The 16,101-nt window shown below is 52.3% G+C and carries 12 protein-coding genes and 2 pseudogenes; 5 read left to right on the top strand and 9 right to left on the bottom strand.

Going from position 1 to position 16,101, the window contains the following annotated elements; genetic code table 11:
* Window positions 1–107 precede the first annotated feature (107 nt).
* On the bottom strand, window positions 108–1,388 hold the full coding sequence (locus tag HPY58_03115) for an MFS transporter (protein ID NPV28646.1): 1,281 nt from the start codon (window positions 1,386–1,388) through the stop codon (window positions 108–110).
* A 325-nt stretch (window positions 1,389–1,713) separates the two neighbouring features.
* Between HPY58_03115 and HPY58_03110 the strand changes: the two genes are divergently transcribed.
* The 3 genes and pseudogenes from HPY58_03110 to HPY58_03100 all read left to right on the top strand — a co-directional run bounded on the left by HPY58_03110 (window position 1,714) and on the right by HPY58_03100 (window position 4,741).
* The gene (locus HPY58_03110) at window positions 1,714–2,424 is read left to right on the top strand and encodes a DUF1638 domain-containing protein (protein NPV28645.1); all 711 of its coding nucleotides are present in this window, start codon (window positions 1,714–1,716) and stop codon (window positions 2,422–2,424) included.
* A 665-nt stretch (window positions 2,425–3,089) separates the two neighbouring features.
* Window positions 3,090–3,347, top strand: a complete 258-nt coding sequence (locus tag HPY58_03105) for a hypothetical protein (protein ID NPV28644.1) — start codon at window positions 3,090–3,092, stop codon at window positions 3,345–3,347.
* Between the two features lie 327 nt (window positions 3,348–3,674).
* A pseudogene (locus tag HPY58_03100) lies at window positions 3,675–4,741 on the top strand (group II intron reverse transcriptase/maturase).
* Window positions 4,742–5,542: 801 nt separating this feature from the next.
* Here the strand turns inward: HPY58_03100 and HPY58_03095 are convergent.
* Window positions 5,543–6,909 (bottom strand): annotated as a pseudogene (locus HPY58_03095) (ISNCY family transposase).
* A 332-nt stretch (window positions 6,910–7,241) separates the two neighbouring features.
* On the opposite strand from HPY58_03095, the gene HPY58_03090 reads away from it, so the two are divergent.
* Together HPY58_03090 and HPY58_03085 are read left to right on the top strand one after the other, a co-directional pair.
* Entirely contained in the window at window positions 7,242–8,519 is a 1,278-nt protein-coding gene (locus tag HPY58_03090; GenBank protein ID NPV28643.1) for an AraC family transcriptional regulator, read from the top strand.
* A 49-nt stretch (window positions 8,520–8,568) separates the two neighbouring features.
* A complete protein-coding gene (locus tag HPY58_03085) occupies window positions 8,569–9,225 on the top strand; it encodes a corrinoid protein (GenBank protein ID NPV28642.1) in 657 nt (218 codons plus the stop codon).
* A 213-nt stretch (window positions 9,226–9,438) separates the two neighbouring features.
* Here the strand turns inward: HPY58_03085 and HPY58_03080 are convergent, their stop codons facing one another.
* From HPY58_03080 to HPY58_03050, 7 genes are all read right to left on the bottom strand, one after another.
* On the bottom strand, window positions 9,439–9,885 hold the full coding sequence (locus tag HPY58_03080) for a hypothetical protein (GenBank protein ID NPV28641.1): 447 nt from the start codon (window positions 9,883–9,885) through the stop codon (window positions 9,439–9,441).
* 137 nt (window positions 9,886–10,022) lie between these two features.
* Window positions 10,023–10,394 carry a hypothetical protein gene (locus tag HPY58_03075; GenBank protein NPV28640.1) on the bottom strand — a complete coding sequence of 124 codons (372 nt, stop codon included), beginning with the start codon at window positions 10,392–10,394 and terminating at the stop codon, window positions 10,023–10,025.
* Complete coding sequence (locus tag HPY58_03070; GenBank protein NPV28639.1) at window positions 10,372–10,575, bottom strand: hypothetical protein; 204 nt, start codon at window positions 10,573–10,575, stop codon at window positions 10,372–10,374. The genes HPY58_03075 and HPY58_03070 overlap by 23 nt, the downstream gene beginning before the upstream one ends.
* Before the next feature lie 800 nt (window positions 10,576–11,375).
* Entirely contained in the window at window positions 11,376–12,632 is a 1,257-nt protein-coding gene (locus HPY58_03065) for an aspartate kinase (GenBank protein ID NPV28638.1), read from the bottom strand.
* Window positions 12,633–12,655: 23 nt separating this feature from the next.
* Window positions 12,656–13,561, bottom strand: coding sequence for a homoserine kinase (locus HPY58_03060; protein ID NPV28637.1), 906 nt, complete (start codon window positions 13,559–13,561; stop codon window positions 12,656–12,658).
* 18 nt (window positions 13,562–13,579) lie between these two features.
* Window positions 13,580–14,644 carry a threonine synthase gene (locus HPY58_03055; protein NPV28636.1) on the bottom strand — a complete coding sequence of 355 codons (1,065 nt, stop codon included), beginning with the start codon at window positions 14,642–14,644 and terminating at the stop codon, window positions 13,580–13,582.
* The gene (locus HPY58_03050; GenBank protein ID NPV28635.1) at window positions 14,641–15,972 is read right to left on the bottom strand and encodes a homoserine dehydrogenase; all 1,332 of its coding nucleotides are present in this window, start codon (window positions 15,970–15,972) and stop codon (window positions 14,641–14,643) included. Before HPY58_03050 ends, HPY58_03055 begins: the two co-directional genes overlap by 4 nt.
* Between the last annotated feature and the right edge of the window lie 129 nt (window positions 15,973–16,101).

The following is a 16,101-nucleotide window of genomic DNA, read 5'->3' as shown; positions in this document are numbered from 1 at the left end:
CTAGCAGTAAAGAGTGACCAGGAATCCTTATGTGATTGTCAAAGATCTTTTAGCCTTAGTCTATTGACTTTTCATAGCAAGTCTTTCCGGTTACCCTTTAACTGTGTTTACGCAACAGGCTTTTCCGTTCCACTTACGCTTACTGTTTTTCTGAAAATAACGGTCAGGATAAGGCCGAAAACTGAAAAGAGCGCAAGGATGAGGAAAAAGTACTTGTACCCCAGCCCTCCCGGGTACTTATCGAGAAGGCGCCCCGCAACGTAGGGGATGAAGACATCGGGGGTGTACGCGATGAAAGAGATTAATCCTGTAGCTGTTCCGGTAAGGATGCGCGGTATGGCTCCCTCCTCAAGGAGGGCGTAGTAAATTCCGCGGAGTCCATAGATTGTACAACCGATGACAATGGAATTGACAAGCAGTACGTAGTAAAGCGACGCTCCCCCTTTGACAAAGACAAAAATGGACCAGCTAAGAACCAGGATGATAAAGCTATAAATGGTTGCCTTCGATGTGGTGATCCTGTCTGCAATAAAGCCTGCGACCGGAGATGCGAAAATAGAGGTCCACTCCATGATCGTGTAGAGGAGGCCTCCGAAAACAACACTCTGCTTGTAAACGTCCGTGGCGTAAGGAGTGATGTAGGTAATCCCGACGGAGGTGACGTAGGCGGAAAGGATGATGAGCATAACCATCCACACCGCCGGGAGTTTGACTACTCTGGTGATTCCCTCCCAGAGTGGCACCTGCTCCTTGTCGTCGCTAGACTCTTCCTGCGCGACCTCCTGCTGGTCCGAGATGCTGAACCAGCTTAGGAGGGCGATGATGAACACTCCTACCGAGAGGAGAATGATTGCCCAACGGAGCCCGATGGCGTTGCTTCCCATTTTGGCGAAGAGGGCGAGCGCGCCTGCGACTACGACTACGGTTATCAGGTTTCTGCCGGCCTCGAGGAAGCCGAAGAACCTTCCCTGCTCCGTGCTGGAACCGAGCTGCCTCGTAGCCTTGATCATGGCCGACCAGAAAGTGAGAGTTGTGAAGACGCCCATTAAAAGTTGGATGACGATCAAGATTTTAAACGGCGGAAACGTAGCCATCCAAAGACCCAGGAGTCCGACAGCGCTAAGAGAAAGCGTTACCAGTTTTCTCGGGGAAAAGCGGTCGGCTACCCAGCCCCCTGGCCAATAGAGGATCATGGCGGCGATACCGAGGGCGCTTCCCATCAGACCCAGCTGTGTATTGTTCAGGTGCATTGCTTCTTTCATGGGTATGTAGAAGTAACAACTCAGGTACGGCAGGATGTAGATGATGCCGCCGCCCATAGAGAGCACCGCCAGAATACCCCAGCGTCTCCATTTGCTCAGTTTCATTTTCATTTCATTACTAATCAAACTGGGTTCCCCCCTTGTGCAAGTTTGTCTTGCTTCCTGGCATCATTTCAGGTCGCGGTTTGACCGTTCACGTCATTGTAAGCAAATCCCTCCTCTCCCTGGTACTACTGCGGTTGTTTTTGCTGAAGTTCTTTGACGGCAGAAACGAAGAAACCTGTAGAGTATTTCGGAAATATGTGACCGTTTTTTACCTCTTTAAAGTGGATTTTTTTGTTGTTTCGGTAAACAGGAGAAACAAACTGTTGCCCGGCAGGTATTCAGGGAGAATAAAAGAATATGGGTACTTATAACATCCTCATCCTGTTTCAGAGCGGGGGTGTCGAACATGCACTTTCACAGCGTGGCGCTTGTCATCTGCGAGGCTATCGCGCCGGAAGTCGAGCACTTTCTCCCTTCATACATCGAACCACACGTGATCGAATTTGGTCTTCATAATCATCCTGGCAAGCTCAACGAGAGACTGCGCGCCGTGCTGCGGGATCTGGAAGAGAAAAGGGACTGGGATGCGATTCTCTTCGGTTACGGCCGCTGCGCCGATGGAGTGGTGGGCCTAAAAGCGAAAAGAACAAGATTAGTGCTACCGAAAGTGGACGACTGCATTCCCCTTTTTCTCGGCTCGAAGGAACGCTACTGCGCCCAGGCACGGGAAGAAGCTGGGACGTTTTATCTTACTAAGGGGTGGATCGAGAACGGAGAAAATCCCCTATCCATTTATTTGCAAAAGCCTGCCTGGACGAAAAAGTATCCTCCGGAAGTTGCCCGGTGGACGGCGCGTGAGATTATGAAAAATTACAGCCGGGTTGCCCTGGTGAATACAGGTTCTTACTGCCTGGAACCGTATATCGGCTATGCCCGGAGAACGGCGGAAACCTTTGGCCTTAAGTTCGAGATCGTTCCCGGTTCCCTGGAATACCTGCAACAACTCCTCGGCGGGCCCTGGAATGATGAAAGATTTCTTGTGCTCGGGCCGGGTGAAGCCGTAACAAAAGAGATGTTTTATGATGACGAAATTTTTGCCAGACTGAAAAGCAGTTAAACTTCCAACACCCTGTGCGGCAGCTCTCCGCAAGGAGTCTTCGCAGCTGCGGCAGAACTTTCATGCTCAGGATAAAACAGCCGGTTTCCCGGAAGCCGGTTTTCTTGTGCGCCCCGCATGGGCGAAGGCTTAAAGGTGAAAGTCCCGAGTGGCAAAGGTACCAGTAGTCGTTAGCTTAAGGCAAGGGTGTCCATCGTGAGATGGAATCTGAAGGAAGCCGGCGTCAAACCTCCGGTCCGAGGGCTACGAACCCCAGGCGAGGCTAGTGACGGTTGGATGAGCTTGCAAGACGAAGCGAGTCCTTTAACGTGCGGCTGCCAAGAGTAAATGGGGCGGATAGGTGGAGGATAAACAACGTTCTTACCCGGGGAGGTCTGGCGGGGAACGCCAGGTAACCTGGCAAACTACGTCAAGAGGCGTGGAGAAATAAGCAGAAGTCAGCAGAGGTCATAGTACCTTCCCACGACGTTAGGAAGAAGGGCTGAACATGAAAAGAGAGGGAAGCCGATAATGAGTTAGTTAGAGAGAGGAACTACGACAGCAGAAAATCCTGCAAGGGAGCTATCCGCGGAAGGAAGTAGTGAATCTACGGGAGAACTGTGGAAGCGCCGAGTTCCTCACCGGCACGAGACACCGAGTAACCCCGCGGAGGGCAGTACAACCTGATGGAGAAGGTGCTGGAGCAGGGCAACATGCTTCTTGTCCTGCGCCGAGTAGAGCGGAACAAAAGAGCGGCGGGAGTAGACGGTATGGAGATAAAATTCCTTAGTCCACATCTCATCGAGAACCGGCCGCGAATCAAAAAGCAACTGCTGGCGGGGACCTACCAAGCCGGACCCCTACGTCGAGTCGAAATCCCGAAACCAGACGAGGGTGTGAGGTTGCTGGGAATCCCCACGGTGCTAGGAGTTCGTTGCAAATAACCTTATTTTCATCTCGCTCCGTTGGGCTTGAAAAAATTGCGTCAGACGGAAAATGCATACATGAACCCCATAATAACCGGCCCAAGTCAAGAGAAGATCCTTTTACGTTCTCCTCCTCATAAATTTGCTGTTACATGGGCAGACTACCCCTATGCAGCTAAAGGAGGTGTGTGGCAGCTGCCAGGGCTTTCTTTTTGTGCTTTTTGGATAAGCAACTTCCAGTAACGTTTGAAGTTCGCTACGGCGCCGATTGATGTACGCCTGGAGAGTGACTTTGGCCAGACCGATGTAGCGGGCCTTCCGGAGACCGTGCCTCACCACTTCTAGTTGAAAAAATTTTTTCGGTTTTTGTTGGCCTTTTGGCATGATGCTATAGGGTTTTGCAACAGATTCCTAGACCGCCTTATCCAACAGGCCATACTACAAACACTCACTCCAGTCTTTGATCCAGGGTTCTCCCGATACACCTATAGTTTCAGGCCGGGCAGAAGTGCCCACCAAGCGGTGAAGCAAGCGAGGCAGTACATTGAAGAAGGTTACAGTTACACAGTTGACCTTGACCTGGAGAAATTTTTTGACCGGGTCAACCATGACATACCCATGGCCAGAGTGGCACGCAAGGTTAGAGACAAGCGGCTACTCAAGCTCATCCGGGCAATCTTGGAGCAGGAGTAATGGTAAACGGGATATGTATCCGAAACGAAGAAGGGACACCGCAAGGAGTCCTCTAAGTCTGCTGCTAGGCAACATCGTGCTGGACGACCTGGATGAAGGACTGGAGAAAGGAGGGCACAAATTTGTTCGTTACGCCAATGAATGCAACATCTTACGTAAAGAGTAGGAGAGCAGGCGAGCGGGTAATGGAAACCGGAAGTTTGTAGGAAATGGCTCAAACCGAAAATCAACCCGCAAAAGAGTGCAGTTGCCCATCCCTGGAAATGAAAACTTCTGGGGGTTCTCCTTTACCTGGGAACGAAAGACGCGCATCAGAATAGCGCCAAAGACACTGAAAAGATTCAAGGACAAAATCCGACAACTGACAAATCGCAGCAGATGCATCAGCATGGAACAAAGAGTCAAACAACTGAACACATACCTGTGGGATGGATAGGTTATTTCCGGCTGGCGGACACGCCGAGCGTCCTGCAGTCCCATGATGAATGGATACGCAGGCTCTTGCGGATGTGCTTGCTAAAACAATGGAAGAGGCCCAGAACCAACCACCGCAACCTTCTTGTAGCGCTTGGTATTCCCGAGGAATGGGGCATGTCTTATAAGCGGTTCACGGAAAGGGTACTGGCGCCTTGCCAAACACTCCCCAAGTAAACAAAGCCCTTGGCCTCGCCTATTGGCGAGGCCAAGGACTAATCAGTTTAGTCGAAAACGTACCATAATCTTCGTAGTGCTTCATGAACCGCCGGATACCGAACCTACGTACGGCGGTGTGAGAGGACGGGGATTAGTCGTCCCCTTCCTATTTAATTCGCCCCATCCGCAGGTGCAAAAAACATGTTTCGCCTCACCCCAGCCGTATGAAGAAGGCTTTCTATTCCCCCACCTTATTTTTTCCTTATCCTCCACTGAAAAAAGCCTGATCTGACAACGATTTTTTACGTGAAAATCGTATAAAAAGGAGGATGCAAAAAAATGTCGAATATACCCCTAGGAAATGTCTTTTAGTCATCGTTCCGGCCTGACCGTACATGAAACCGGCGCGGGAAGGGATAGCGAGAAGAGAACAGAGCAAAGGTTCCGGTTGAACTACCACCTAAATACCGTCCGCACTACAGAAACAGAATGTACTACCGCCAACGCACCAATGAGCTGTGTTCCCCTCGACTGAATTGGAAACTTCTCCCATGACCAAACCGAAAGGATCGCCACTACGAGCAGTTTTCGTGCCCCCTCATTGCTCTGGAGTCACTTTTTGAGCCGAAAGAAGGTTATGGTGTGGAATCTTTTCAAAAGTTTCATTTGTTGGCGGCTGGCGCAGGGTATAACGTTTTCCCCGGCAAAACCGAGTGAAGACCTGCGATTGCGACAGTGACGGCAAAGTGCGATGGGGAAAAACCAAAAAAGGGCACTTAACCGTTGGAGATGATGTTAGCTAGATTCTGCTGAAAAAAGCAGTTCGCCGACCACTTCTCGGCAGGTTGTTCCTTGACAATTTGATCATGGTTTGGCGTTCGCCTGGCTTAAATCAGCTTGGCAATGCGGTTCAGGTTGTATCCCCAGATGGCTCCGCCCACACAGTGGCGGCAGCCGTGCAAACCGCGGTAAAGTGACCGATCAAACCCATATCGTCTTTTCAGCTCGCTGATCGTCCCTTCCTGACTGGCCCGCCAGCGCTGCAGCTGCCGGAACCAGGGCTGGCGTTCATGCTCGGTGCGACTCCGACTGCGTTTACCCCTGCAGGGCAGGCTGACTTTGCGCAGCACAATCGCCTTTAGCGCCCTTTCGTTCTCTGGACTCCAGAACCCCCGGTCGGTTGCGGCGCCTTCCGGCACCCGGCCGGTGCGGTGAATGTGCTCCGCCACCCCGGGAATGAGCAACTCCTGGTCCGGAGGGTTACCCGTCATAACACCGTACGCGGTGATCAGTCGCTCCGCACTTTCCGTCAACCGCACTTTGTAGCCGAACTCAGTCTCGCGGTGTGCCTTGCCGCGTTTGATGGGCCGGGCCTTCGGGTAAAATGTTTACCACACGCTCCAGCAGTGTTAGCTGACCGGCGTTCACCTGTCGCACTTGTTTGATTATCCGCTCTCCCAACGCCAGGGTCTTCTCCAAACGGGCCGCAAGACGTTGTTGTCCGGCCCGGGCCGTCTCCGCAAGGTGGGAGGCACCCTGGCGCAGTTGCTGGACTACTTCCCGGGCGGCCTCGAGGGTCTTTTCAGCGATGTCCGCCATTTCGCCGGTAATCCGCCGCACTTCCTGCACCGCGTCTTGCGTGCGCCGCCGCTTCAGTACCTTGGCAATCGCCAGGACCCGTTTTTTAATGCTGCGCGTGCGGTCCCGGATGGCTGCCCCGGTGCCGTGAGCAGTGGCCTGAACCTGTTTCGCCAGACGCGTCACCACGCTCACCGTGTCCGCAATTAAGCCGGAATCGGTGGGATGATGGATGTTCGCCTCGACCACGGTGGTGTCCACCCGCACTTTGTTGCGGCTCTTTAAAAGCTTTTCTTCCTGCGCCTTGCGGACCAGGTGGGCGTTCAGCTCGGCCATGTGATCGCCCCCGCCAGCATCCAATCGTCGCTGGATCTTGGACAGGCTTGAGGGATGGGGCACCAGCTTATGCCAGGGAAGGCGGTAGAACCGGCGCCAGCTGATTCGGTCGTTTAGCAGGGCGCAAAGGTGCCGGTCACTGAGTCCGTACTGGTGCTTGAGGGCGACCATGCGCAAATAGGTTTCCGCCGGTACGGAAGGCCGCCCCAAACACTACGCCCCAAACACTAATGGTATTTGTCCCGAAACGGTGTGAAGAAACGCTCATCATCCAGCCAGGCGTCCAGTTTGGCCAGATCTTCCGGAAGCTCAAGCACCTCGGGAGCAGCAGCTGGTCCAGGAACGATACTTGGCGGCTCTCTTCCTGCCGGAGGCGCTTTCATTTTTCACCTCCGCAGACCCGAGTTTGCGCGTCGAACCATGATCATCACAGGGATTCCCTCCTGGCATTTGTTTGGTTTGTCACCTTAAACAATTCGCCACGGAGACCGGAATCCCTTGATTTATCTGTGTTCTCAAGGATCTTTGTCGCCGACTTTTTCAGCAGAATCTAGCTAAGAACGGTTGCGCGCCACGCCGGGACAACGGTTTCCCGGGAAAATAACCTTTTGCGCAAAGGAGGATATAGGGCACATGTCCTCCGGCAATCATGAAAGCAGGAAGCAGTTCGAACTGCACAGGCTGGTGGAAAGGCAATTTCTCCAGAGATTGCTGAACTCGTTTACCACGGCGGCCAATCTACATGTTTCTTTTACCGATGTCGACGGAAACTGCCTTCTTTCCTCCGAACAGGGGGAGAGCGATTTTTGCAAGTTGATTAAATCGAACTCTCTTGGCCTGGCAAGGTGCCGGGGTTCTTACGCGCGTGCCGGAAAGGAGGCCGCAAAATGGAACGAGCCGTATATTTTCAGATGCCACGCGGGATTGATAGCCTGGGTATGTCCGCTCCTCTACAGGGGCAACCACATAGGAAATTTCGTCTGCGGCCAGGTCTTGATGTGGGAACCCGAGGATTTTTTCTGGCTCGAGATACAGGATCTTACTAGGGACCTGGGACCAGACAGCAATAGCTTCGTGGAGGCGGCGCGGAGGCTGAAGATCGTTTCCGCAGCCAGCGTCCAGGCTATGGCAGACATCCTGTACATTGTTGCCAGCTACATTGCGGAGCGCGGCGTCGGATTCTTAAATTATCAAAAAAAATTGAGAAACATCGGTTCCTGGTTGTGGGCCGAAAACAGCAAGCAGAATTTTTACGATTCGGACGGCTCGGAAAACGAGTTGAAATACCGGATCTTTAATCTCCAAAGCCAGATCTTCCGCGAGATTATGCAGATGAACCCGGGCGAAGCCAGAAATTTGCTAAAAAAACTGGTAATGGAGTTCTTTATCCAGAGCAAGGGGCAGATTGAGATCATCAAGGGTTTATGTGTGGAATTTATTAGTGGCCTAGCGAGGCTGGCGATGGAGAACGGGAAAAAATTCGAGGACACAGTAAAATACGGACTTCTCAAATTTAGTGAACTCGAAGATGCCGATACTGTGGAAAAAGTCTTCCTCTGGCTGTTAACGATAGGGGATTACTATATTAATCTGCTTTCGCAAAGTGCTGCCGAAAAACAGGAAAAGGTGATCAACAGGGTGGTCGGTTACATCGAACAGAACTACCAGCTGCAGGATCTTTCGCTGAAGAAAGTGGCAAGGGCAGTTTACCTGAGTCCCACCTACCTAAGCAGGTTGTTCAAAAAAGAAAAAGGGATGACTCTGACAGACTACATCAATAACATCCGAGTCGAAAAAGCAAAGGTTCTCCTGCGTCAAAACAGTCAGACTATAGAGGACATTGCGCGGAGCGTCGGTTTCAGGGACCGGAGCTATTTCTGCAGGTTGTTTAAGAAAATTGTCGGAATCAGCCCGACTGAGTACCGGAGTAGAATAATCCTCACCGAGTGAGCCGGACTTTCTTCTTGAGAATTCTGACAGGAAAGGAAGAGGGGCTCTCATGAACACAGGGCGGAACCATATCTTTCAGCAGATCATCACCGCGATTTTGGCGGGAAAAGCCGATTTGGTTCTGAAGTCCGTTTCATCAGGGCTGGCAATGAATATAAGCGCAATGGAAATAATGGAATATGCGATCATGCCGGCAACGAAACAGCTCGCGGTAAAGTTCCAGGGGGCGGACTTTTATATCCCGGATGTTCTCCTGGCTTCCCGCGCGATCAAGGCCGGTCTCTATGCTTTAAAGCCTTTAATTCAAACGAATTCCCGTTGCCTCAAGAAAATTGTGATCGGTACCGTAGCCGGAGACATACACGATATTGGAAAAAATATGGTATCTCTTTTCCTAAGTTTTTCCGGTTTTGAAGTAATCGACTTGGGTGTAGATGTCACAGCGGTAGAGTTCGTCCAGGCTGTAAAAAAATACAGGCCGAGTTTGTTGGGACTCTCTGCTCTGTTAACCACCACAATAGGGGAAATGGGGGTCGTTATCGAACAACTGAATCGAAATCACTTACGGCATACAGTGAAAATCCTTGTCGGCGGAGCTCCTGTGACAAAGGAGTTTGCGGCGTTCATCGGAGCGGATGCCTACGCCCAGGACGCCCAGGAAGCGGTGAAATTGGCCAGGGAACTAGTCAGGCAGGACCAGCCTTGAGAACGACCTGGGAACAGGGAGATGCAATAGGTGAACGGAAGGGCGATGCTGCATCTCCCTTTCTGAGGTGGAAGACTTTTTGAGTTACAGGGATAGGCTGACTCCACCTCAGCGGCGATGGCGAGGAGCGTGTTTTCAAGGATGCGGGCCTTGGATGGCTCAAGCGGTGTACCGGGATGTTTCTTTATTATTTATGGGTCTGTTGCCAAAGACCTAGAATTCAAATGCCAGAACACCAAATTCGGTCGTGAATCTGATAGTAGACATGAATCTGGTAGTAAAAGAGTGCAGAAAGCATTGGCTTCCCGCACTTTGGGGCCTTCTCTTGACTGACTCTACCAGTTGCTTGATGTTGTGCACCGCCATAGCCAGTAGCACTTGTATTTGAACTTTGTCTCTCCCTCGTAATGTCGCTCGGTTCAGACCGTGCACAACCTTCATCTCAGCAAACACGGTTTCAGCCCAAGACGCCCTCTTTTTGATGCTATCTCGCGCCCTTTCTGTTACCAGGTACCGCTCAACCCAGTCCATAAGTTCCGTTTTTGCCTTTCTTACGATTGAGGGCCGTTTCGCCTTGCAGAGAGTTCCTCTGTGGGGGCAGCCTTTACAGGCAGTTCTAGACGCCCGGTAGAGTACGGAACCGTTTCGGTAAACTTCCATGCGCTACATCTTCTTTCCCTGAGGGCAGATGTAAACGTCCTCTTTCTCGTCGTAGACGAAGCCGGCCTCGAGCTTCTCCTTGCGTTTCTTCTTCCCAGGGCTTTGGGTAAGGGATGCTGGGCAGGATCCCCGCATGTTTAAGAAAGGAGTAAAAGTGCTTTCTGCCATAACCCTTGTCGGCAACTGCTTCTTTGAGGAGGCAACCAGTATTCCAGGTGTGCTTGCCACTTGCCATCGCCAATTAAAGTTGAGGCCACGTGAGCTTCAGCAAGGCTCCCTGGGGTCACTTCAACCGCGGTCACTATCCGGGCTGGTCCACCGTCAACGGCAACGCGCACCTTGTGAGCGAGAAGGACCCCTTTGGAGTTGTTGCGGGTGATCAGGGCAGCACCGGGGTCGGTCCTGCTGAACAAGCGCTCGTTCTTTTCAGCCTTTTGCCTTTGCTTAAACCAGCACTGCCGGAATTGCTGTGGCCTTTCATCCGGCTTATCTTGGCTGCTGTTGATCATCCTCCTGCTGCTGGTTCTCGACCCAGACCCTGTCCAGGTACTGCTCCGGTGTATACTTGAGCGTGCAGGCCTCTTTGCGCTCCTCGAGGGAGTCGAGGGAAGCGTTGGCCTTGAGCAAAGTGGCATCTAGAAACACTTTGTTACCTTCCACAAGACCTGCTTCTTCGCAGAGCTTGAACACTTGTTTGAAAAACTGCTCATAGGTCTTGCGCCCAAAGCGCGCTCTCGCCTTTGAGAGGATACTGTGATTCAGAGGTATCTCGTCTATGTCCCAGAAACCCCATGAAGGCTAAATTAAGGCGGACTCATTTTGAAAACCACAACCGGGTCGATTGAAGGTGCTCCTGCGTGGCTGTAGTAGGGACGCACTAGGTCATATATGAAACTGAAGTCTACCACTTTGCTTATCTGCCTCAAGATCGGTCTTCAGGAACACATTCATCTAAGTTGAACATGTAGAACACCTTGCGCTCTGTTGGCTTATATCCCATCATCTTTCCAAGTCACCACCAGGCTGGTAAAGTTTCTAGGTCCCCTTGCCTTAATTTCGCCATTGAATATCTGATTTCCTGGTAGCTGGGAAGAGTTTGGCAACAGACCCTTGTTGGTCAACATCTAAGATATATTTTCGGATACTTACAAATTCGCCGGTTTTTCAGGTAATATCACATAACCACCTTCAAATACACGCCTCATCTCTTTCTCGGTCAAAGCTCGTGGCCAGCCGTGAAAGATAACAAGACCGTTTATTTGATTGGCTCCATTTCGGCCTGAGCCGATCCAAAGTCTGTTTTCTGTGGGAACTTTCTGCCAGTCTTTTTTATTTCTTTTTCTCAATATTTCTTCGTCTTGCTTTCAGTTATCCCTTCTTCTCTCCGAGTTTTCTCTCCTGGGGTCAATTTCGGCAACCCGCCTCCACCCATTCAATGAAATGCGCCTAAAACCTGATTCCGGCCGGGGTAAAATTTTTTGGCTGCTACCCTAAAACGGCCTCTTCATCTTGGCTTCCGGACAGCGCAAATGACTTTCGTTTGCAAAAAATTTGGCATGCAGGGCGCGGACCGCCTTCAGGGCATGCTCTTCTTCAATGACACAGGAAACTTTAATCTCCGAAGTGCTGATCATTTCGATATTGATTCCCTCATCGGCAAGGGCCTCGAACATTGCTGCGGCAACTCCGGGGTTTGTTACCATTCCTGCCCCCACAATCGAGACTTTTGCAACCCGATCGTTGTACGCCATTCCCGAGGCCCCAATTTCCTGAACAACCCTCTCCACAACCGGAAGGGCTTTGGGAAGATCGTCTCTCGTCACTGTAAAAGCAATGTCATTCCGGCCATCATGCATCCAGCTCTGAATAATCATGTCAACATTGATGTGCTCCGCAGCCAGTGCTTTAAAGAGGTGCTTTGCAATGCCGGGCCGGTCGGGAACGTTAAAAAGCCCGATTTTTGCAACGTTGAGATCGTGGGCAATCCCGCTCACCAAACGACACTTTTCCATCCTGGCAACCTCCTCTACGCGAGTTCCTTCCTGATCGTTAAAACTCGATCTGACATGAAGAGAAACAGAGTATTGTTTTGCGAATTCCACCGCCCGGGGCTGCAGCACCAGGGCTCCCAAACTCGCCATTTCCAGCATCTCATCATAAGAAATAGAGTCGAGTTTTTTTGCTTCGGGAACAATTCTGGGATCGGCCGTATACACCCCATCCACATCGGTGTAAATCTCGCACGTTGCTGCTCCAAGAGCGGCCGCGAGGGCGACAGCAGTGGTATCGGAGCCTCCCCTGCCCAGGGTGGTTATTTCGAAATCATCCGTTATCCCCTGAAACCCCGCGACAACAACGATCTTTCCCCGGGCCAGCTCCTCGTGAATGCGCCCGGGCTCAACTTTTAAAATGCGCGCCTTGGTGTGGGCACGGTCGGTAAAAATGCCCGCCTGAAACCCCGTTAAAGACACGACAGGATGTCCAAGTTCATTGATTGCCATCGCAAGCAAAGCAATGGAAACCTGCTCTCCGGTGGCAAGCAGCATGTCTACCTCCCGCTCGGGGGGACGAGAAGCCAGGGCCTGGGCAAGCTCCAGCAACTGGTCCGTTGTATGGCCAAGTGCAGAAACAACGACAACAACCTGGTTCCCCTGCTCCTTTGTCTGAACCACCCGGCGCGCCACATTTTTAATTAACTCTGGACTGGCAACCGAAGTGCCTCCGTATTTTTGAACTACAATCTGCACCAAAAAGGCCTCCCTAAACAATTTTATTCCAGAATACGAGCACCTTGAGGACTCGGCTCAAGATCCCAAACCTGCGCTTGAAAGCCGTGGCTGCGGAAAGCCTCTCTCATCGCCTCCCCCGCCTTTGAACCAGGGGGGGCAAAAGCAACCACAGAAGGACCCGCCCCGCTTAAAACCGCCCCGTAGGCACCCGCCTCCCGGGCGGCCTTGAAAACCTGCCCTAAACCGGGAATCAGTTCGGATCGGTAAGGCTGGTGGAGCCGGTCGCGAAGCGCCGCAGACAACAAATCCCAGTTTCCTTCCCGAAGCGCAAATGTCAATAAAGCAACCCGCCCCAGGTTGAACACGGCATCCTTAAAAGGAATGACCTCGGGCAAAACGCTTCTTGCAAGCTTTGTCGCAAGGGGAAAATCGGGGACAACCACGCAGACTCTGATCCCCGGAGGCGGAAAAAAGCGCGCGTACAGGTACGAGTCTTCATGCTCAACGATGATAACCACTCCACCCAAGAAGGCTGCAGCGACGTTATCGGGATGGCCCTCCATTTCAATCGCCAGCAGGAGAAGTTCGTGAGGAGAGAAAGGGCTCCCCGCAATGATATTCGCGGCGGTCAAACCCCCTATGATTGCGGCGGCGCTGCTCCCCAAACCGCGCTGGAGAGGAATCCTGTTTTCCAGGTGGAGCCTCCAGCCGGGAGAGCGGTAAAAAGCCCGCCTGAAAAGGGTGTTAATCGCACGAATGACCAAATTGGAGGAATCCCGGGGAAGGAAGGCTGCTCCTTCCCCCGTGATTTCTACTTCGCAGCGATAGCCTGCTCCTTCTTCGAGAGTCACCGTATTGTGCATGTTCAAAGCCATGCCCAGGCAGTCGAAGCCGGGACCCAAATTCGCGGTTGTTGCAGGAACCTGAACCGAAACTCTTTTATCCATCAGCCCCACCTTGTCCCATTAAAGAACGTTGATCTTTTGCAAAATCTCCAGAATCATCTCTTCCCGGGGGGGAACTACCGTAGGCTGGAGGCAGCAGGTGCTCAGGGTTGTGTCCGGGTCCTTCAGGCCGTGACCCGTCATAATACAGACGACCCTGCTCGCAGGAGGGAAAAAGCCTTCTCCTGCAAGCTTCATAACCCCGGCCAGAGCGGCAGCCGAAGCCGGTTCTACAAAGAGCCCCTCTTCCCTGGCAACAAGCTGGTAGGCAGCGATGATCTCCTCGTCAGTTACCATCTCAATTTTGCCTTCCGATTCCCGGACCGCCTGCAGAGCGCCCTGCCAGCTCGCAGGATTGCCAATGCGGATTGCGGTGGCAATGGTTTGAGGCTCCGGAACCACCTCCCCGCGTACAATCGGGGCCGCACCCGCCGCCTGAAAACCAAGCATTCTGGGGGTTTTCTTAATGCGCCCGGCCGAGGCATATTCCTTGAACCCTTTCCAGTAGGCCGTAATGTTGCCCGCGTTTCCAACAGGAAGGGCGAGGTAGTCAGGCGCCGAACCCAGCTGGTCGCAGACCTCAAAAGCCGCCGTTTTCTGGCCTTCAATTCGGTGGGGGTTAAGGGAGTTAACGAGGGTCAGGGGGTAATCCCGGGTAATCTTACGGACAAGCTCCAGGGCTGCGTCGAAATTGCCCTGAATCGCAATAACCTCTGCTCCGTAGATCAACGCCTGAGCAAGCTTTCCCAGAGCAATATAGCCATCAGGCACCAGAACAATGCACTTCATTCCTGCCCGCGCCGCAAAAGCCGCAGCAGAGGCCGAGGTATTCCCGGTCGAGGCGCACATCACCGCGCGCGCCCCGTTTTCCAGAGCCTTGCTTACGGCCACGGTCATCCCCCGGTCCTTGAAGGAACCGGTGGGGTTTTGGCCCTCAAACTTTAGATAAAGTTCGATCTTCAGCCGTGCAGAGAGCCGGGGAGCAGGAAGTAAAACCGTATTTCCTTCGTAAAGGGTCACCACCGGGGTCTTTTCCGTCACCGGGAGAAAGGGGTGATAAGCTTTAATAATCCCCTGCCAGATCATTTCTCCCCGCTTCCTTCCACCCGGATTACATTTTCGACGGAACCGACAATGGAAAGGCCCCGGATAATGACAAGCGCATCCTGAATGTTTTGTTCCTGAACTTCGTGGGTAATCACGACAATTTCGGCCATTATTTCGCCGGACATTACAAGCGTCCTCTTTTGAATTACAGAGGCAAGGCTGACCTGGTGGTTGCCGAATACCCCTGCGATACTGGCAAGCACACCCGGCTGATCTTTTACAACTAAACGGACGTAGTACTTGCTCGAAATTTTCCCCCGGGGCCGGATCTTCTTTTCTAAAAAGCAGGTGCAGGCAGAGCGCCCTGTACTCTTGCTTTCCATATTGCGAATAATTTCCATGATATCTCCGACAACGGCGCTTGCCGTCGGCATCTGTCCTGCCCCCTGGCCGTAGAACATTGTTTCTCCAACGGCGTTTCCCCTGATAAATATCGCGTTAAATACCCCCCGCACCGAGGCCAGGGGGTGATTTTGGGGGAGAAACGCCGGGTGAACGCGCACTTCGATTTCTTCCTCGCGGGCCCTGGCAATCGCGAGGAGTTTAATTACATAGCCGAGTTCCCGGGCGTAGCTAATATCCTCGGGAGCAATTTTTGAAATGCCCTCTACGAAGACATCATCAGGAGTAACCCGCGTGTTGAAGGCAATAGAAGCCAGAATTGCGATCTTCCGGGCAGCATCATAACCTTCAATATCGGCGCTCGGATCCGCTTCGGCGTACCCGGCTGCCTGGGCAGCGCGAAGCGCCGTCGCAAAGTCCAATTCTTCTTCACTCATCCGGGTGAGGATGTAATTTGTTGTACCGTTGACAATCCCGATTACCTCTTCGATTCTGTTGGCTGCCAGACTCTCTTTTAAAATCCGGATCACAGGTATCCCGCCGCCCACGCTGGCCTCAAAATAAAGATCAGCGCGCCCCAGCGCGGCTGCTTCAAACAATTCTTTTCCATAAGCTGCGATAACATCTTTATTGGCCGTAACTACATGCTTTCCCTGGCGCAGCGCCTCCCTGATGTAGCCCCGGGCCGGATCAATGCCTCCCAGCAGTTCCACAACAATCTGGACCTCAGGATCCTTCAGAACAGCTTCGAAACTATCTGCCACGCGCTCCCTGGGGATACCCAAAAGGCGCGGCTTCTCCGGGTCCCGCTCCAGGACTTTTTTAATTTCGACCCGTTTCCCCACGCGCTGCACAATTTGCAAAGCATTTTCCGAAAGAAGCTTGACCACGCCCGAACCGACGGTCCCCACACCCAGCAGTCCGATTCCAACCACTTCGTCCACCGCGATCTCTCCTACTCCCATTAAATAGTCATTCTTAATTTTTATACCCTTAGAACTCAGTTCGAGACAATCGCGGTCAAGTCCTGCTTTATTCCGTTTTTCGCTCAACTAAACCTGTTTAAGCAAAATAAACCCGCATTCTTTTGCAAC

This window comes from Bacillota bacterium, from assembly GCA_013177945.1.
Taxonomy (GTDB): Bacteria; Bacillota; DSM-12270; order Thermacetogeniales; family Thermacetogeniaceae; genus Ch130.
Note: the sequence above shows the minus strand (reverse complement) of the source record. Positions and strands in the feature narration are given on the sequence as shown.